Raw genomic sequence first — 17,968 nt, forward strand, 5'->3', positions numbered from 1 at the left:
CGCGAATTATTCCTATTAGCCCTTTTAAAGTACAGCGCTGTTGCATTTGTTACATTGCGCCAGCCTCAGACAGGAAACTAGACTGACGGAAGGAAAATAGTCATAGAAAGTCCACCCTCGGGTCGGTTGGCGGCCGCCACCTGACCACCCACGGCCCTGAGCTGGCGCCGTGCCAGCGCCAGCCCCAGGCCAACGCCACCGGTACTACTACTGCCCGATTCACCGGTATTGCGGGAAGGCTCCGCCTGAAAGAAGGGGCGAAATATGGTTTCCAGCAGTGCTTCTGGCACCCCGGGGCCACGGTCCGCAATAGTGACCTGATACCCCGCTTCCCCGCTCTGCACACGGCAGCTCTCCAGCGCAATCTCTACCGCTTCGCCAGCGGGGGTATAGCGCAGCGCATTGCGCAGGATATTTTCCAGTGCCTGCCCCACGGCCTGATGGCTGCTGTTTTCGAGCACTGCGGACTCCGGCAGCTGGGTGGCAATCTTCCGGTCGGGAAATTCAAACCGGGCATCGTCGACAATCACATCGATCAGGTCCACCAGGTCCAGGGTTTCCCCGCGCAGGTGCGGCTGTTCGTTGTCGAGCCAGGCGAGTGTCAGGGTATCCTCGGTAAGCTTGCGGAAATGCCGGGACTCCCGGTACAGGCGTTGCACATTCGGATCTGCCGGGTAGTGTTTGCCGAGGTTTTCGATGGCGATTTCCAGGCGGGTGAGCGGGGTGCGCAATTCGTGGGAAAAGTCCGCAATCAACTGCCGCTGATTCACCAATTGCTCGCCAATGCGCGCGGCCATCTGGTCGAAGGTGGTGGCGAGTTCGCTGAACTCGTCCCGGCGTCCACCCAGCTGCGGGCGCACCCGCACGGTGAAGTCTCCACGGCTGAATTCCCGGGTGGCCCGCTGCAGGCTGGTCAGCGGCTGCATGATATGGCGGTACAGCAGCACCGACAGGATGGCGAGCACCAGGGCGGGCAGAAAAATCTGCAACAGCAGGCGGGTGGTCTGCCAGTTACTGCCCGGCCGCATACGGTCAGGAAGCAGAACCAGGAAACTGGTCTCAGAATTTTCAAAGGGAATTTCCATCACCGGGTTTTCGGGAAAATACAGGTGGATTTTCCAGTCTACATCCCGCCCCAGTTTATTGCCGCTGTAACGCTCTTCGAGACCGCGGCTGCCCGCCAGGTGCGCAATGGAATAACTGACCACCTCGGCAATGGTCTCTTCGCGCTGCTGCAACTGATCGAGCCAACGCTGCAGGGACGCCCGGTCGCCGGACCGATACAGCGCTTCCGCCTCCCGCCCCCAACCGCGCAGTTCGTCCCGGTGCGCCTGGCTGAGCATGCTCATTTCCTCCTCCGCCCGCAGGGTGACGTAGTTGATGAGGTAGAACATGGCGACAATGCCGGCGGTAATCAGCAGAATCAGTTTCCACAACAGACGGCGATTCATTTCAGGCAGTATCCTTTTCCACGCACCGTCTGCAGGCGCTCACCGCGCCAGCCCGCCTGAGAGAGTTTGCGTCGCACCCGGCTCAGGTGCATATCCAGACTGCGGTCGTAAGCCCCGAGGGGGCGGTTCAATACTTCGCGGGAAAGGTAGGCTTTGCTCAATACCTCTCCACGATTCGTCGCCAGCTCCCACAGCAGGTTGAACTGGATCGCGGTGAGATCCAGCTTCCTCTCCCCTACCGTTGCTTGCAGGTCCGACAGCCGCAGATTCAACTGATCGATTTCCAGAGATTCCCGCTTCGGCGCCAAGGCCGGTTGCGCCCGGCGCAACAGTGCCTCGACGCGCAGCAACAGCTCCACGGGATTGAACGGCTTGGCAATATAGTCATCGGCCCCGTGGCGCAGGCCGGTGATCCGCTCCTCTTCGGCGCCCCGGGCGGTGACCACGATAACCGGGATCTCGCTGGATTTACGCAGCAAACGCAAAACCGAAAGGCCATCCAGCTTGGGTAGCATCAGGTCCAGCAGAATCAGTTGATAGGACTCGCGCGCCACTTCCTCTAGTACCGCTTCGCCGTCCAGACAACTGCCGGTTTGGTAGCCGGCATCGCGGATCAGGGTGACCATCTGCTGATTGAGTTCGGTGTCGTCTTCGGCAATCAGGATACGGCAGGAGGCGGGATTGGGATTCATGGGGTCAGGCGGGTAAGAATCGATGGTTTACGGGGCAGCCTATCAAAACTCCCAGCAAAAAACCCGGCAGCCAAATACCCCGGGGGTGTTCGGCTTCCGGGTTTACCCGTATGCGCGGACGGTCAGATTCAGTCCGTGCGCTTTTTGTGGGCTCGCGCATGGCTCTGCACCGCGCGGTAGAACTGCCCCAGAGCGCGGTCATCCGCGCGGGCTTCCGCCAGTGTCTTGCTGTTGCGCGCCACTTCCCGCTCCAGCTTGCGCCAGTTGCGCAGCCGCCGCTCGTCCAGCTCGCCAGACTCCACCGCCGCCTGCACCGCACAGCCCGGTTCCGACTCGTGGGCGCAATCGGCAAAACGGCATTTTTCGGCCAGCGCACTGATATCCGCGAAGGTTGCCGCCAGCCCTTCGCGCACATCCGCAAGCCCCAGCTCGCGCATGCCCGGGCTGTCCAGCAGCAGACCACCATTGGGGATGGTGTACAGCGCACGGTGTCGGGTGGTGTGCCGGCCCTTGCTGTCGTCTTCGCGGATATCGCTGGTCGCCGCCAGCTCGCTGCCGGCAAGACTGTTCAGCAGTGTGGACTTGCCCACACCGGATGAACCCAGCAGCGCCAGGGTCTCACCACTGCGGCAGTATTCCCGCAGCGGCTCCACGCTCGCGGTATCCAGCGCATTCACCAGCACCACCGGCAGGTCGCGATGCCCCTTGAGCGCCTCATGATACTGGTCATGGTTCGCCGCCGGGTCCGCCTTGGTCAGCACCAGGCAGGCGCGGCAGCCGGCCTCGCGCACCAGCGCCAGATAGCGTTCCACCCGGGACAGGTTGAAGTCGTGATTGCAGGAGGAAACGATCAGCACGTTATCCACATTCGCCGCAATCAGCTGCGCCTGCTTGGCACCGGGCGCCATGCGTTTGAACAGGCTGCTGCGGTCCAGCCGGCGCACCGGCTTGCGGGTTTGCCGCGCCAGCAACAGCCAGTCGCCCACCGTGGGCCGCTCGGCGGCATCATCAAACAGCGGACCGTTTACCAGTACCGCCTCGTCACCGGCATCGCCGGTCACCTCGACCTGACTGCGGTGCACCGCCATCACCTTTACCGGCTCGCACTCCGCCAGCTCCTCCAGGCTCAACTGCTGCTGGAAAAACGGCTTCCAGCCGAGCGCCTGCAGCGGAGAATTGCTGGGCTGATGATTATTGTCCGCACTGGAAAGAGCACCGCGCCGGAACGCCGGGCGGCGTGAAATCAGGGATTTACTCAATGTTCTAAACCCTCAAGAGCACCTGCACACGCTATTTAATGACAGGCAGGCGCAAATCATTCAAGCCTCAGAGCTTTAGTCTGGGCACAGTTTGGAGGGGTTTCCATTTAGGGGGGAAACCCGACAAAAGAGAACTTGCCGGGCTATTTACGACCTTTAGTCGCGGCTGGCCCGGCGGGGGTTGGATACACTCATCAACAAGCCTCCGCTGGTGGAATTTCGTGCAATTTAGCAGGCATCGGATACCACTGCAACATATCGAATCGATATTCGAGGGTGCGACTTAAAGCACAGTGCAGGGATAAAGGTTTTGAAACTGTCGCAAACAGGGACGTTTGCGACAGAGCGTACAGGGATGTATTCACAGCGGTTTCAAAACCTTTAGCCCTGTGCTGTGCTGCCACAGGACTAGCACCCTGGGCACAACGGAAATATGGCGCGCAAACAAAAGCCGGCATAAAGCCGGCCCTTATATCTTAGCGCTGGAGGTACATCACCTTTCTCGACCGCCAACGTTCAGATAACTTTGAGTATAGACACAATTCCTGAACACGCTGTCCCTGAGTGACTGATTGGCTCTTCCTGAGCGTTGCGCGTGCTCTGCATCTTGCTCACGTATAGATTGGCGTTTTCCCGTTGCCTTCCCGTGAAGGTTTTATGAAAGGTTTGTGACAGCGAAAACCGCTCGCAGTCACTGATTTCATCCTCACTCTTTCTCGGTGCCGTTCTCGTCGTCGAACAGGTGACCCAGTTTGCCCTTCTTGGTGGAGAGATAATTCACATTGTGCGGGTTGCGACCGGACTGGTGGGGCAGGCGCTCGCTGACTTCCACACCCAGATCCTGCAGCGCCTTAACCTTGCGCGGGTTATTGGTCATCAGGCGGATGGACTGGATACCCAGGTGGTCGATCATCGGTTTGAGGATCGAGTAATCGCGCATATCTGCGCCAAACCCCAGCTGCTCGTTCGCCTCCACGGTATCGGCCCCCGCATCCTGAAGGTGATAGGCGCGGATCTTATTCAGCAGACCAATACCCCGACCTTCCTGGCGCAGATAGAAAATTACACCCCGTCCCTCGGTGGCGATACGGTGCATCGCATACTGCAGCTGGGCGCCGCAATCGCAGCGCAGAGAGAAGAGTCCGTCACCGGTCAGGCACTCGGAGTGAATACGGGCCAGTACCGGCGTGTCCGTATCCAGGTCGCCCATGCTCAGAACCACATGTTCCTTGCCGGTTTTCACTTCCTCGAAACCGTGCATATCAAACATGCCCCAGGAAGTCGGCAGTTTGCAGGACTCCACGTAACGAATGGTCAAACTGATACCTCGCGATCCATCAAAATCGTCATCAATTGCGCGCACGGAGCAGCAACAGACCTTCCTGTTGCTGCATATCCACGCGGCTCAAAAAACTGTTGCCCAGCAGGGTCACCCGGGGGAAGTCACTGCCCAACACTGTCGCATCCACATTGTGCACGGTAATACCGCCGATGGTGACGCTGGCGAGATTCAGGCGATAGGCCTTTTCCACGCCACTGGCGGTGGAGACGGTCATCGGCCGCGCGCGGGCAAGATCCAGCCCCAGGCTTTTGGCGGTGGGGTAGTTAAACGCGATACTGGTCGCGCCGGTATCCACCATCACATTCACCCGCCGGCCATTGATCCAGGCGGTGGTACTGTAATGGCCGCGGCTGTCCGCATTCAGGCGCACTTCTGCCCGCTCTGCCTGCTGGTAATTCGCCGCCACCGGGGCGGCCAGGGTGAGCTTCTGCTCGCGCCCGTCGATCGACACCAGCGCGTATTCACTGGTGACTAAAACCAGTCTGACGCCTTCCGGTGAAGTCTTGCCGGACTTCAGCAACCGCCGCTTGCCGTCAATTTCGAACATGGCACTGGTGCCAAAAATCGCCTGCAGGCGCACGTCCTGTGCACCGCTCAGTAACGGCGTCATTAATAAAGCAATCGATACCACCAGATTACGCATTTTCATCGGCGTCCTGCCTCAGAGTGTGTGGATCAGATAAGCCGTGCCCTGCAATACCAGCGCGGCGTAGATACCCGCCAGTATATCGTCGAGCATAATTCCCAGACCACCATGTACCCGGCGGTCCACCCAGCCAATGGGCTGTGGCTTGGCAATATCAAAGATGCGGAACAGCACAAAGCCGTACAGCGCCCACAGCCAACCGGCGGGGGCCATAAACATGGTCAGCCAGTAGCCGACAAATTCATCCCACACGATCCCGCCGTGGTCGTGCACACCGAGCTTCTTCGAGGCGGCGCCACACAGGTAGCAACCGAGAATAAAAGTGACCACAAGCACGCCCATATAGGCGACCGGCGACAGAAACTGCAGGCCATACCAGAACGGAATTGCAGCCACAGTACCGAAAGTGCCCGGGGCCTTTTTCGCAAGGCCGGAGCCAAAACCGAATGCCAGCAGCATGACCGGGCTGCGGAGTAACTCGGCAAACGTGGGCGTGGGTAGGGGGGTCTTTTTCTCGCTCATGATGATGCTTTTTCTGCCCGTTAAAAGTGCCGGTAACCGGTGGCGCCGGGCTGCCATGGCTTGCCGTCAAGGGTGCACTGGATTCCTGCGGCTGCGCGCATCCTGCCAACGGCGGTGATCGGCAACTGTAACTTCTGTACTGTCTGGAGATGCTTTTCCGGCAGGGTAAAACACAGCTGGTAGTCGTCGCCGCCGGTCAGTGCGGTTTCCAGTGCGGTGGCTCCTTTCATGGTGCGCGCCAGCTCTGCAACAGGAAAGTCGTCCAGATTCAGATCCGCGCCGAGCCCACTCGCCTCGCAGATATGCCCGAGATCTCCGAGAAAACCATCGGAAATATCCAGCGCGGCGCTGGCGTAGGGACCAATCGCCCGGGCCACGGCAAACTGTGGCTCGGGGAAGTGGTAGGCGGCAAAGGCCTGCTTCATCTGTGTCACGCTGCCATCCACTTCCCGCAGTATCAACGGCAGCGCCGCCGCAGCTGCACCTAGCTGATTGGAGACGAACACCCTATCACCGGCGCCGGCGCCGTCCCGGCGCAGTGGCTTTTCACAGGCGCCGGTCACTTGAATGGTGATAGACAGTGGGCCTTTGGTGGTATCGCCCCCCACCAGCGTAATCCCGTACTGATTCGCGGTTTGCGCCAGTCCGCGGGCGAATGGCTCCAGCCACTCGGGATCACTGTCGCGCAGGGTAAGTGCGAGGGTGAACCACAGGGGTTCAGCATTCATGGCGGCGAGATCGGACAGGTTCACCCGCAGGGCGCGGCAGGCAATCCGGAATGGGTCTTCAGCTGCAGGGAAGTGCACGCCCGCCACCAGGGTATCGACACTGGTGGCGAGGGTTTTGCCAGCGGGTGGATTCAGCAGTGCGCAGTCGTCGCCAATCCCCAGTGCAACAGTATACGCGTCACTGCCCTGCCGAGCGCCGGTGTTAAAACGGGAACCAAAGTACTCCCGAATCAGTTCAAATTCACCGGGGCCGGGCATGGCGGTTCAGCCTTTGTCGGCCTTGACTTCGACACTGCGCTCTTTGGCTGCAACTTTGTCGAGGATGCCGTTGATAAATTTAAACGCGTCGGTGGGACCGAATTTTTTCGCCAGGGCAACGGCTTCGTTGATGACGACTTTGTAGGGTACGTCGACGCGGTTTTTCATTTCATAGGTGGACATGCGCAGCAGGGCACGGGATACCGGGTCCAGCTCTTCGACGTCGCGATCCAGGTACTGGCTGTAGGCACCCTCCACTTCGTCGAGGTTTTTCGCTACGCCGTGGAAGAGCTCGCGAAAGTAGGCGACGTCGGTTTTGCTCATGTCGTTGTCGGCATGAAACTCGGCTTCAATAGTGTTCAGGCTGGAGCCTGCCATTTGCCACTGGTACAGGGCCTGCATGGCGTAGTGACGGGCCTTGCGGCGGGCGGATGCGGTTACGGTCATTTCAGTGATTTCTCAATCAGATTTTGCTGATCAGGGAGACCATTTCGAGGGCGGTCTCGGCGGCTTCGCAGCCTTTGTTCCCGGCTTTGGTGCCGGAGCGTTCGATGGCCTGTTCGATGGAGTCTACGGTGAGGACGCCGAAGGTCACAGGGATGCCGGTGTTCATGGAGACCTGGGCGAGGCCTTTGGTGCATTCGCCGGCGACGTATTCGAAGTGCGGGGTGCCGCCGCGGATGACGGCGCCCAGTGCGATTACGGCGTCGAACTTTTTGGTTTCGGCAATTTTCTGCGCGGCGAGCGGGAATTCGAAGGCGCCCGGGGCGTAGTAGATGGTGATGTCTTCTTCTTTGATGCCTTTGCGACGCAGGGTGTCCAGCGCGCCGTCTTTCAGGCTTTCCACTACAAAGCTGTTCCAGCGGCTCACCAGCAGCGCGTATTTACCGGTACTGCCTACGAAATCACCTTCGATTACTTTGATATTGCTCATTTCTTTTTTCCGTTTTCTGCTAGTTCCCTGCCGGTCCCTTTTATTGCTTCGGGTCCTGGTGCAGTGGCGGTGGAGCACCGGGTATCAGTTTTCAGGACCGCTGTGAACCCATCCCTGGGCGCTGCGGCGCAAACATCCTGTTTGCGACGCTCCTGAAAACTGATACCCGGCACTCCACCTTCAAGTTGTACATTGGTGGTATTACCCATCAGTGTAATTTGTCTTAGATTTCTTCCGCGTTCAGATACTCTTCCACTTCCAGATCAAATCCGGAAATGGCACTGAATCTAAACGGCGCGCTCATCAAGCGCATTTTGCGCACTTTCAGATCGCGCAGAATCTGCGAGCCGGTGCCCACCTGTTTGTACACCAGATCCTGGCTCGGGCGCTGTTGCTTGCCGCTGATCAGCCAGTCGATGCTTTCCTCGATTTCCTCGGTGGTTTCGTTGTGGCAGATCACCACGACGACACCGCTGCCCTCTTCCGCGACTTTTTTCAGGGCGTTGCGGAAGGTCCAGGGTTCGTATTTTTCATCGCCGCGGCGCAGGGAGAATACGTCGCGCAGGGTGCTGGCGACGTGGACGCGTACCAGGGTGGGTTCTTCCGGTTGGAAGTCGCCGAGGCTGAACGCGAAGTGGCGTTCGCGACGGGCTTTGTCGAGGTAGGTGCGCAGTCTGAATTCGCCGAATTCGGTGTGCACGTTGCGCTGGTTGACGCACTCGACGGTTTTTTCGTTCAGGGCACGGTAGTTGATGAGGTCGGCGATGGTGCCGATCTTGAGGTTGTGCTGCTGGGCGAATTTTTCCAGGTCCGGGCGGCGGGCCATGGTGCCGTCTTCGTTCATGATTTCGACGATGGCGGCGGCGGGTTCGAAACCGGCGAGGCGCGCGAGGTCGCAACCGGCTTCGGTGTGGCCGGCGCGGCTCAGTACGCCACCGGGCTGGGCTTTGATCGGGAAGATATGGCCGGGCTGGACAATGTCAGAGGGCTTGGCATTGCGGGCGACGGCCGCGCGAATCGTGCGGGCGCGGTCGGCGGCGGAGATGCCGGTGGTGACGCCTTCGGCGGCTTCGATGGAGACGGTGAAGTTGGTGCTGAACTGGGCGCCGTTGTCGCGGGACATGAGCGGCAGGTCGAGTTGTTCGCAGCGGTCGCCGGTCAGGGTCAGGCAGATCAGGCCGCGGGCGTGGGTGGCCATGAAGTTGATGTCTTCCGGGCGCACCTGTTCGGCGGCGATGACGAGGTCACCTTCGTTCTCGCGATCTTCGTCGTCCATCAGGATGACCATTTTGCCCTGACGGATATCGTCGATCAGTTCTTCAACGCTATTCAGTTCCATAAAACCTCTAGTTCTTTCGATCTGCGTAAAAAGCAAATCTCAAATTTCGCAAACCGTACCGTGAATTCGTCGTAAGCCCGTGGCGCGGCTGCTACCGGGTAAAGCTTTGCGAGACACGAGCTAGGCGCCCCCCCGATAACCCATCCATGGGGGCTCTTCTGCGAGGTCCCTCTCGCAGAAGGTCTCGCAAAGCTTTACCCGGCATCATCCGCTTCAATTCCAACTACATCGCCTTGATCAGGCCTTATAAAACCCGTGCTGCGCCAGAAATTCCATGGTCAGCCCTTCGCTCCGGGGCTCGGCGGCGGCATCTCCCAAGAGTAGCCGCTCCAGGTAGCGCGCGATCAGGTCTACTTCCAGGTTCACTCTGGTGCCCGCCTGGTAACCACCGATCACTGTTTCGGCGATGGTGTGGGGCACGATGGTGAGCTCGAATTCGGCGCCGTCCACCGCATTCACCGTGAGGCTGGTGCCGTCGACGGTGATGGAGCCCTTGTGGGCAATGTACTTGGCCAGCTCGGCCGGGGCACGCAGGCGGAACTGTTCGGCGCGGGCGGTCTGTTTGCGCCATACCACTTCGCCGATGCCATCCACGTGACCACTGACCATATGGCCGCCGAGGCGGGTCTGTGGGGTCAGGGCTTTTTCCAGGTTGACCCTGTCGCCCAATTTCCAGTCCTTCAAGGTCGCCACCGCCAGGGTCTCGGCAGAGACGTCGGCCCAGTAGCCGTCACCGGGCAGGTCCACCACGGTGAGGCAGACGCCGTTGGTGGCGATGCTGTCGCCGAGTTTGACGTCGGACAGGTCCAGCTTGCCGGTTTTTACCCGCAGGCGCAGGTCGCCGCCTTTGGGTTGCAGGGCGGTGATTTCGCCGACTGCTTCAACGATTCCGGTAAACATAATGGATGGCTTTTAACGCTCAATATCTGTAGTGGCTGTGATACGCCAGTCGTGGCCGACTGCGCGCATATCGGTAATGGTGATGGGCAGCATGGATCCCATGCGCTCAATCGGCAGCTCGAACAGCGGTCTGGCGCTGGAGCCGAGAATCTTGGGCGCCACGTAAACGATGATCTCATCCACATGGCCCTGGTACATAAAGGCGCCGGACAGGGTCGCGCCGCTCTCCACCAGCACTTCGTTGCACTCGCGGCGGGCGAGCTCTTTCAGCAGTTCGCCCAGATGCACGCGGCCGTCTTTGTCCGCAGGCAGTACCAGCACTTCGGCGCCGGTCTTTTCCAGTCGTGCACGGCGTTCGCTATCTGCCGCTTCGGTGGTGACCACCAATGTGGGGGCGTCCCCCTGCAAAATAAAGGCCTTGGCCGGGGTGCGCAGTTTGCTATCGACGATCACCCGCAGGGGCTGTTTCTCCGCCGCAGCGGCGGCTTCCGCCTCCGGCAGCGCCATTTCTTCCGGGCGCACGTTCATGTTCGGGTTGTCGTGGCGCACCGAGTCCACCCCGGTGACGATGGCGCAGCTGCGCGCGCGCAGGTTCTGCACATCAGCGCGGGCGGCGGGGCCGGTGACCCACTTGGATTCCCCGCTGGCCATGGCAGTACGGCCATCGATACTCATGGCGGATTTGGTCCGCACCAGGGGCAGGCCCAGGGTCATGCGCTTGATAAAGCCCGGATTCAGTGCCCGGCAGGATTCTTCCAGCAACGGGCCTTCCACTTCAATGCCCGCATCGCGCAGTTTCTGTAACCCATTCCCGCTCACGCTGGGGTTCGGGTCTTCCATACCGAATACCACCCTGGCGACACCGGCGGCGATCAGGGCATCGGCGCAGGGGCCGGTTTTGCCGGTGTGACTGCAGGGTTCCAGGGTGACATAGGCGATATTGCCTTTCGCCTTCTCACCGGCGTCGTTCAGCGCATCGATTTCCGCGTGGGGTTCGCCGGCGCGCTTGTGCCAGCCCTCGCCGACGATATTGCCCTCGGCATCGGCAATCACACAGCCCACCCGTGGGTTAGGCATGGTGGTGTAGGTACCGCGCTCGGCCAACTGGACCGCGCGGGCCATCAATTCACGGGGGGTAATACTCACTGATCCGCTCCCTTGGGCGTATTCAGACGCTCGATCTCATCACTGAAATCACTGACATCTTCAAACCGGCGGTAGACCGAGGCAAAGCGCACAAACGCCACCTGATCCAGCTCGCGCAGCTGTTCCATCACCAGCTCACCGATATGCATGGCGGGAAGCTCGCGCTCGCCGGTAGCCTGCAAGGCGTGTTTGATCTGGGCCACGGCGGCCTCGACCCGCTCGGTGCTGACCGGGCGCTTCTCCACCGCGCGCTGGATACCCGCGCGCAGCTTGTCTTCGTTGAAGGGTTCGCGCTGGCCGTTCTGCTTGACGACCCGCGGCAGCACCAGCTCGGCGGTTTCAAAGGTGGTGAAACGCTCGTGGCACTGCAGACACTCACGACGGCGGCGCACCTGGTCGCCATCGGCTACCAGGCGGGAATCTACGACTTTGGTTTCGTCTGCGCTGCAGAAGGGACAGTGCATGGGGATTGGGCCCGTTCGGAAAATGCGCGGAGTTTACCACAGAAGTGTCCACGCCTTGCGCGCCGGGGTAATTGCAATGTGGGCGGGACGGACAGGCTCAGGCGGCGCACCGATCGCAAAGACAGGGCAACTCCAACGCCGGGCTCAACAGTTGCCAGCCCGCATTGGCGGCACCCTTCTGCAGAGACTGGATAACATCCCCCTTGATACCCACCTCTTTGACCGCACCGCAGCGCTCGCAGATCAGAAACTGGGGGGTTTCATGATCGTGATCGCAGGCGATATGGGAGCAGGCCACAAACTTGTTGGCGGAAGCCAGCTTGTGTACCAGGCTGTTTTCCACCAGAAAGTCGAGCATGCGATACACCGACATGGCCTGAATTGTCTCGCCAGTCGCTTCCCGATAGACATCGGCAATCTCGTAAGCGGAAAGCGGTACCGGCGACTTCAGCAGCGCCCGCAGGATGTTCTGCCGCTTCTCGGTAAAGCGCACGCCCTTGGCCCGACAACGCTCGTCGGCCCGGTTCAGTATCTGCTCTACCTGTCTTTTGTTCATGGACATGCTCTCATCTGCTTTGAGCGGGATTCTAACATTTCGCGCCCCGGGGTCTGCCACCCACAACCAAAAACGGCCCCATATGGGGCCGCCTGGGCTCAGAGCCGAAGATTCGCTGGGAGAACTTACCCTTGATAGACAGGGAACTTCGCGCAGATCTCCAGTACCTTGGCCTTCACTTCGGCAATGGTCGCCTCGGGGCTGCCTTTCTCCAGCGCGTCCAGCACGTCGCAGATCCAGTGGGTGAGCTGCTTGGTCTCTTCCACACCGAAACCGCGGGTGGTGATGGCCGGGGTGCCCACACGCAGGCCGCTGGTGATGAACGGAGAGCGCGGGTCGTTGGGGACAGCGTTCTTGTTCACGGTGATGTTGGCGTTGCCCAGAGCTTCGTCCGCGTCCTTACCGGTGTATTCCTTGCCGATCAGGTCCACCAGCATCAGGTGGTCGTCGGTGCCACCGGAAACGATGTTGATACCGCGATCGAGGAAGGTCTCGGCCATGGCGCGGGCGTTCTCTACCACTTTCTTCTGGTAGGCCTTGTACTCGGGGCTCATGGCTTCCTTGAACGAAACCGCTTTTGCCGCGATCACGTGCATCAGCGGGCCGCCCTGGCCGCCCGGGAATACCGCGCTGTTCAGCTTCTTCTCGATCTCTTCATTGGCCTTGGCAATGATGATACCGCCGCGAGGACCGCGCAGGGTTTTGTGGGTGGTGGAGGTCACCACGTCCGCGTGAGGGACCGGAGACGGGTATTCGCCCGCGGCAACCAGACCGGCGACGTGGGCCATATCGACCATCAGGTAGGCGCCAACCTTGTCGGCGATGGTGCGGAACTTGGCCCAGTCCATGATGCGGCTGTAAGCGGAGAAGCCGGCCACGATCATTTTTGGCTTGTGCTCCAGGGCCAGGCGCTCGACTTCTTCGTAGTCCACTTCGCCAGTTTCCGGATTCAGGCCGTACTGCACTGCGTTGTAGATCTTGCCGGAGAAGTTGACCTTGGCACCGTGAGTCAGGTGGCCGCCGTGGGCCAGGCTCATACCCAGAACGGTGTCGCCGGGAGCGCACAGCGCCTGGTAAACCGCGGCGTTGGCCTGGGAGCCAGAGTGCGGCTGAACGTTGGCGTAGTCGGCACCGAACAGCTCCTTGGCCCGCTCGATAGCCAGCGCTTCTACCTTGTCGACGTACTCACAGCCGCCGTAGTAGCGCTTGCCCGGGTAGCCTTCGGCGTATTTGTTGGTGAGGCTGGTGCCCTGGGCTTCCATCACCTGCGGGCTGGTGTAGTTCTCCGAGGCGATCAGCTCGATGTGCTCTTCCTGGCGGCGATCTTCGTCCTGAATGGCGGACCACACATCGGGATCGTAGGAAGAAAGGGTGACGGATTTATCAAACATGGTATTCCCTCGGATGATAAGGCGCGAATCGCGCAAGCATAATCTCGACAAGGGCAAATCCCGACCTGTTAGTGACCGGCCCGCCCCCAGAAAGCGGCGCATTGTACACCAAGGGGGTGGCGACGGTGCAAAGGGAACACCTGAAACAAATTCAATTCAACGCCCCACTCTGCTCAAGCTGGCGAAACCGACAGAATCCTCCAACGCAGGCGTACCAGTTGACGCAAAAATCAACCAGATAGACTCCTCGCAAAGCTCACAACAGCGCGCGGTAGCCCACCATATCCACCAGCTGGCCGCGGTAGCCGTACACCTGCTCGACCAGATCCGGCTGCAGCAATTCGGCGGGGGTGCCGTCCGCCTGAATCCGTCCATTGGCCAGCATCACCATGCGATCGGCGTAGCGGGCGGCAAGGTTGAGGTCGTGGAGGACGGCGACCACCGCGGTATTTTCACCGGCCACCTCACCCGCCAGGGCCAGCACTTCATGCTGGTGTTTGAGGTCGAGGGCGGAGGTGGGTTCATCCAGCAGCAGGATTTTTTCATCCCCGGGGTCGGCGAGGCTCAACTGGGACAGAACCCGCGCCAGCTGCACCCGCTGCTTCTCGCCGCCGGACAGGCTGGGGAAAAGCCGGTCGCGCAGGCGCCATACATCCGCGCGCTGCATAAACTGGTCAACCCGTTCGCCCTGCTCCGATCGCGACAGGCTGCCGGGGCCAAGGCCCAGCTGCACCACTTCGCGACTGGTGAAGGCAAAACTCAGGTTGGAATGCTGGGTCAGCAGGGCGTAGCGGCGCGCCAGGGCGCGGTGATCCTGCTGGCTGCGATACCAGTCCGCCTGTGGGCGGCCAAACAGTTGGATGCGGCCGGAATAATCCAGCTCGCCACTGATGGCGCGCAGCAGTGACGTTTTGCCACAGCCATTGGGACCGAGCAGTGCGGTGACCTCTCCACAGGCAAAACCCAGAGAGATGTGCTCCAGCAGAGGTGAAGACGCACGCGGATACTGAATCGACAGATCGGAAATTTCCAACAACATACCAGTGGCACCCTCCCGTTAAAAAATCTGCTGCCGCTGCTGCCACAGCAGGAACAGAAAGAAGGGGGCCCCCAGTAGTGCGGTGAGAATCCCCACGGGCATTTCCGCCGGCGCGAACACACTGCGCGCGATGGTGTCCGCCACGGTCAGCAACAGACCACCGAGCAGTGCACTGTAGGGAATCAGGTAGCGGTGATCCGGTCCGCGCAGCAGGCGCACGATATGCGGCACCACCAAACCCACAAACCCGATAATGCCCGAAACTGAAACCGCCGCACCCACGGCAATACCGTTCAGCACGATAATCTGCCGCTTGAGGCCGATCACATCCACACCAAGATGCCGCGCTTCGGACTCTCCCAGCAGCAGGGCATTCAGATCATTCGCCCGCGCCCACAACAGGCCGGCACTGATGGCAAAAATACATCCGGTTACCAGCACACCGGTCCAGGTGGCACCAGACAGGGAGCCCAGCTGCCACATGGTCATATCCCGCAATGCGGTATCGGTCGCCACGTAGGCAAACATGCCCAGGGCAGCGCCGGCCAGCGCGGAAATCGCGATACCGGCGAGCAGCATCATCACGACGGAACGGCCGCGGTCGCCGAGGATATACACCAGCCAGGTGGCAAAGATGGCACCGGTACTGGCGAATGCGGGCAACAACAGCCATTGCAGCTCTTGATAAAAAGCGCCAAGCCAGATACTCAATACCCCACCAAAAACCAGCACAATACCCGCACCGACGGCGGCGCCGGAGGAAATGCCGATAATGCCCGGTTCGGCCAGGGGGTTGCGGAACATGCCCTGCATCACCGCACCGCACACGCCGAGAGTGCCGCCGACAATCAAACCGAGCAGTAGACGCGGTAGACGGATTTCACCCAGCACCAGCGCGTACTGTTCCGGTACTTCCTGATCCAACATACCGGGCCAGCTCCATTGCATCAGCCCGGCGAGCACGTCCCGCCAGCCGATGGTCATGGCGCCCACCGCAAGGGAAATACAACTCCCCAACAGCAACAGCGCGATCAGCGCTGGCAGCAGGCTTTTGTCACTCAGGCGAAATTCCAAAGGTGGGGACTCCGTGTAAATTAGTTTCGGGCGAAGGTGGCGATACCGGGTGCAACTTTGTGAGACCTTCTAAAACAGGGACGTTTTAGAAGAGCCCCCATGGATGGGTTCACGGCGTGTCTCACAAAGTTGCACCCGGTAGCGCCACCGCCACCTAGCGGGATCAGTTCCCGGAAAACTTTTCGTTCAATTTTTTTGCTTCCTTCAGGCTGGCAAGCCCCATACCGCCAAGCAGCGCAAAACCATCCACGGAGCAGAAAGCGCCGTTTTTGCCAGCCGGGGTCAGTTTTAACAGCGGCTGCCATTCCAACAATGCCGCGCCTCCTTGCAACTGTGCATCCTGATCGCTGGAAAACAGAATCCAGTCCGGGCGCAACTCAATCAGCGCTTCGTCAGACAGTTGCTTGTAACCGGAAAATTCCACCGCATTAACACCGCCCGCCATACGGATCAGGCTGTCCGGGCTGGTGCCGGTGCCGGCGGCTTTGAGGCCGCGGCCTTCCTGGGCGCGGACAAATAAAATACGCGGTGCTTCCGATAGAGAGGTACGGGCACGTTTCAATTCACGCAACTGCGCCACTACATGTTTGGTCAACTCAGCAGCCGGCTTTTCCAACACTTTAGACAGCCGATCGATATTGGCAATCAGCTGCTCACCGTTCTCCGCTTCCGGCAGTTTCACAATTTTTACGCCTGCGTTTTCCAACAGGGTCAGGGTATTGGCCGGGCCCATCTGTTCACCGCCAATCAATAGCTGCGGGTTCTGCGACAGCATTCCCTCCACCGGCAGCTGTCGGTAGTAACCGATCACCGGCACTTTTTTGAAATCCGCCGGCAGACGGGTCGACGAGTCTACGGCAATCAGGCTGTCGCCCGCGCCCAGGGCCAGCACCAGTTCGGTAATGGAATGACCGGTGCTGATTACCCGCTCCGGCGCCGCGGTTGCCGTACCGGCGAAAAGAAAAACAGCGGCAGCTAGAAAAAGGCGGAGGGAGTGCTTTAGAGGGAGCGCTTTTGAACAAATCATCATTCGAATCCAGTCGATGTAAACCAGTGTTCCAGTCGGGAATAAACGGCGATCAGGGGGCTGTTGCCTGAGGCTGCATCGCAATCTCTGCGACTTCCACTCCCTGCTTCTGCAGCAGTGCGAATACATCCAGCATTCTTTGCACCGGCACATTGCGGTCCGAGGCGAGGGCTACCGGCCGCTCCGGCTCCAGGTTCAGGGCGCTGATCAGTGCCCGCTCGAACGCCTTCTGATTACTGTAGCCACGATCGCCGATTCCCCACAGATCCGGCGGGCGATTGGACAGAGAAACCGTTATCGGTTCCGCAGCCATAACCCCAGTTGCGTGCTCGCTGGCGGGCAATTCCATGGGCAGTGCGGTCAACCGCAGGTTGGCGGTGAGCAACAGGAATACCAGCACAATAAAAATAATATCCAGTAACGGGGTCAGATCCGGCGCCAGACCGGCAAGGGAAAACACCCGATTGTTCGGCGGGCTGGCCCTGATCACTGTGCCGGCACCGCACGGTTGACCGCTACTGGCTCGCAGGCATCCGGTGTTTTGCAGCAGGGGTCCAGCCCTTCCAGCCACAGGTTGCCGCGATTAAACAGGTGCTCAAGATCCGCCACCACGCGGTCACTCCAGATCGCCAGCAGGTGCGCGCCGGCAATGGCGGGAAGCGCGACAATCAGGCCGGCTGCGGTGGTACTGAGCGCCATGCCCAGCCCGTCCGCCAGCAGCGCCGGGGTGACCGGTTCACTGCTGCCGGAAAGGTCCGCAAACATACCGATCAGGCCCAGTACCGTTCCCAGCAACCCCATCAATGGGCTGATCACGCCGATCACCATCAACAGGCGCAGACCGCTGTGCAACTGTCGACGTTGGTCCTGCAGCCACACGGCAGCAATTTCTTCCCGCTGGGGTTTGTCGGCCGCGCGATGCTGCAACAACAGCGCGATGGCACGGCTCGCCAGAGCGCGCTCCTGTTCACACCGCGATCTTAGCGGGTCCAGCTCCAAATCACTGGTGCATTGCAGGCGCTTGAATGAGCCGCTGATCCCCCGGTGGCCGGTGGTCAGTAAAAACCACAGGCGCTCGCCCAGCAGGGCCAGCGCGATGGCGGACACCACCAGCAGCGGCCAGCCCATGGGGCCGAGCTGGGTAAACAATTCAGACCAGGTTTGATGCGCGAACATATTGCTCTCTGTTCTCCTTCAGCT

The 17,968-nt window shown here is 60.2% G+C and carries 20 protein-coding genes; all 20 read right to left on the reverse strand.

Annotated features, from left to right (window positions below):
• Nucleotides 1–77 precede the first annotated feature (77 nt).
• Nucleotides 78–1,451 carry a sensor histidine kinase gene (locus tag LRR79_RS17010; RefSeq protein ID WP_231758347.1) on the reverse strand — a complete coding sequence of 458 codons (1,374 nt, stop codon included), beginning with the start codon at nt 1,449–1,451 and terminating at the stop codon, nt 78–80.
• On the reverse strand, nt 1,448–2,143 hold the full coding sequence (locus tag LRR79_RS17015; RefSeq protein WP_231758348.1) for a response regulator transcription factor: 696 nt from the start codon (nt 2,141–2,143) through the stop codon (nt 1,448–1,450). The genes LRR79_RS17010 and LRR79_RS17015 overlap by 4 nt, the downstream gene beginning before the upstream one ends.
• Nucleotides 2,144–2,271: 128 nt before the next feature.
• Nucleotides 2,272–3,402, reverse strand: coding sequence for a ribosome small subunit-dependent GTPase A (rsgA, locus tag LRR79_RS17020; protein WP_231758349.1), 1,131 nt, complete (start codon nt 3,400–3,402; stop codon nt 2,272–2,274).
• A gap of 706 nt (nt 3,403–4,108) precedes the next feature.
• The gene (gene ribA / locus LRR79_RS17025; protein WP_231758350.1) at nt 4,109–4,720 is read right to left on the reverse strand and encodes a GTP cyclohydrolase II; all 612 of its coding nucleotides are present in this window, start codon (nt 4,718–4,720) and stop codon (nt 4,109–4,111) included.
• Nucleotides 4,721–4,751: 31 nt separating this feature from the next.
• Nucleotides 4,752–5,393: a retropepsin-like aspartic protease family protein gene (locus LRR79_RS17030; RefSeq protein WP_231758351.1), complete on the reverse strand. Its 642-nt coding sequence runs from the start codon at nt 5,391–5,393 to the stop codon at nt 4,752–4,754.
• A 12-nt stretch (nt 5,394–5,405) separates the two neighbouring features.
• On the reverse strand, nt 5,406–5,912 hold the full coding sequence (locus LRR79_RS17035) for a phosphatidylglycerophosphatase A family protein (RefSeq protein WP_231758352.1): 507 nt from the start codon (nt 5,910–5,912) through the stop codon (nt 5,406–5,408).
• A 20-nt stretch (nt 5,913–5,932) separates the two neighbouring features.
• A complete protein-coding gene (gene thiL / locus LRR79_RS17040; RefSeq protein ID WP_231758353.1) occupies nt 5,933–6,898 on the reverse strand; it encodes a thiamine-phosphate kinase in 966 nt (321 codons plus the stop codon).
• A gap of 6 nt (nt 6,899–6,904) precedes the next feature.
• Complete coding sequence (gene nusB / locus LRR79_RS17045) at nt 6,905–7,345, reverse strand: transcription antitermination factor NusB (protein ID WP_043319262.1); 441 nt, start codon at nt 7,343–7,345, stop codon at nt 6,905–6,907.
• A 16-nt stretch (nt 7,346–7,361) separates the two neighbouring features.
• Nucleotides 7,362–7,832, reverse strand: a complete 471-nt coding sequence (gene ribH / locus LRR79_RS17050; RefSeq protein ID WP_043319264.1) for a 6,7-dimethyl-8-ribityllumazine synthase — start codon at nt 7,830–7,832, stop codon at nt 7,362–7,364.
• Nucleotides 7,833–8,055: 223 nt separating this feature from the next.
• On the reverse strand, nt 8,056–9,171 hold the full coding sequence (gene ribBA / locus LRR79_RS17055) for a bifunctional 3,4-dihydroxy-2-butanone-4-phosphate synthase/GTP cyclohydrolase II (RefSeq protein ID WP_231758354.1): 1,116 nt from the start codon (nt 9,169–9,171) through the stop codon (nt 8,056–8,058).
• Nucleotides 9,172–9,408: 237 nt separating this feature from the next.
• Nucleotides 9,409–10,071, reverse strand: a complete 663-nt coding sequence (locus LRR79_RS17060; protein ID WP_231758355.1) for a riboflavin synthase — start codon at nt 10,069–10,071, stop codon at nt 9,409–9,411.
• A gap of 12 nt (nt 10,072–10,083) precedes the next feature.
• Nucleotides 10,084–11,193: a bifunctional diaminohydroxyphosphoribosylaminopyrimidine deaminase/5-amino-6-(5-phosphoribosylamino)uracil reductase RibD gene (ribD, locus tag LRR79_RS17065; protein WP_231760054.1), complete on the reverse strand. Its 1,110-nt coding sequence runs from the start codon at nt 11,191–11,193 to the stop codon at nt 10,084–10,086.
• Nucleotides 11,194–11,213: 20 nt separating this feature from the next.
• Complete coding sequence (gene nrdR / locus LRR79_RS17070) at nt 11,214–11,681, reverse strand: transcriptional regulator NrdR (RefSeq protein WP_043319270.1); 468 nt, start codon at nt 11,679–11,681, stop codon at nt 11,214–11,216.
• A 97-nt stretch (nt 11,682–11,778) separates the two neighbouring features.
• A complete protein-coding gene (locus LRR79_RS17075) occupies nt 11,779–12,237 on the reverse strand; it encodes a Fur family transcriptional regulator (RefSeq protein WP_231758356.1) in 459 nt (152 codons plus the stop codon).
• A 125-nt stretch (nt 12,238–12,362) separates the two neighbouring features.
• Complete coding sequence (glyA, locus tag LRR79_RS17080) at nt 12,363–13,628, reverse strand: serine hydroxymethyltransferase (protein WP_043319271.1); 1,266 nt, start codon at nt 13,626–13,628, stop codon at nt 12,363–12,365.
• Between the two features lie 256 nt (nt 13,629–13,884).
• Nucleotides 13,885–14,667, reverse strand: a complete 783-nt coding sequence (locus LRR79_RS17085; protein WP_231758357.1) for a heme ABC transporter ATP-binding protein — start codon at nt 14,665–14,667, stop codon at nt 13,885–13,887.
• 18 nt (nt 14,668–14,685) lie between these two features.
• Complete coding sequence (locus tag LRR79_RS17090; RefSeq protein ID WP_231758358.1) at nt 14,686–15,741, reverse strand: FecCD family ABC transporter permease; 1,056 nt, start codon at nt 15,739–15,741, stop codon at nt 14,686–14,688.
• 163 nt (nt 15,742–15,904) lie between these two features.
• Nucleotides 15,905–16,771, reverse strand: a complete 867-nt coding sequence (locus LRR79_RS17095; RefSeq protein ID WP_231758359.1) for a heme/hemin ABC transporter substrate-binding protein — start codon at nt 16,769–16,771, stop codon at nt 15,905–15,907.
• Nucleotides 16,772–16,820: 49 nt separating this feature from the next.
• On the reverse strand, nt 16,821–17,258 hold the full coding sequence (locus LRR79_RS17100) for an ExbD/TolR family protein (protein WP_231758360.1): 438 nt from the start codon (nt 17,256–17,258) through the stop codon (nt 16,821–16,823).
• Nucleotides 17,255–17,944, reverse strand: a complete 690-nt coding sequence (locus LRR79_RS17105; RefSeq protein ID WP_231758361.1) for a MotA/TolQ/ExbB proton channel family protein — start codon at nt 17,942–17,944, stop codon at nt 17,255–17,257. Before LRR79_RS17105 ends, LRR79_RS17100 begins: the two co-directional genes overlap by 4 nt.
• Nucleotides 17,945–17,968: the final 24 nt, after the last annotated feature.

This window comes from Microbulbifer elongatus, from assembly GCF_021165935.1.
GTDB lineage: Bacteria > Pseudomonadota > Gammaproteobacteria > Pseudomonadales > Cellvibrionaceae > Microbulbifer > Microbulbifer elongatus.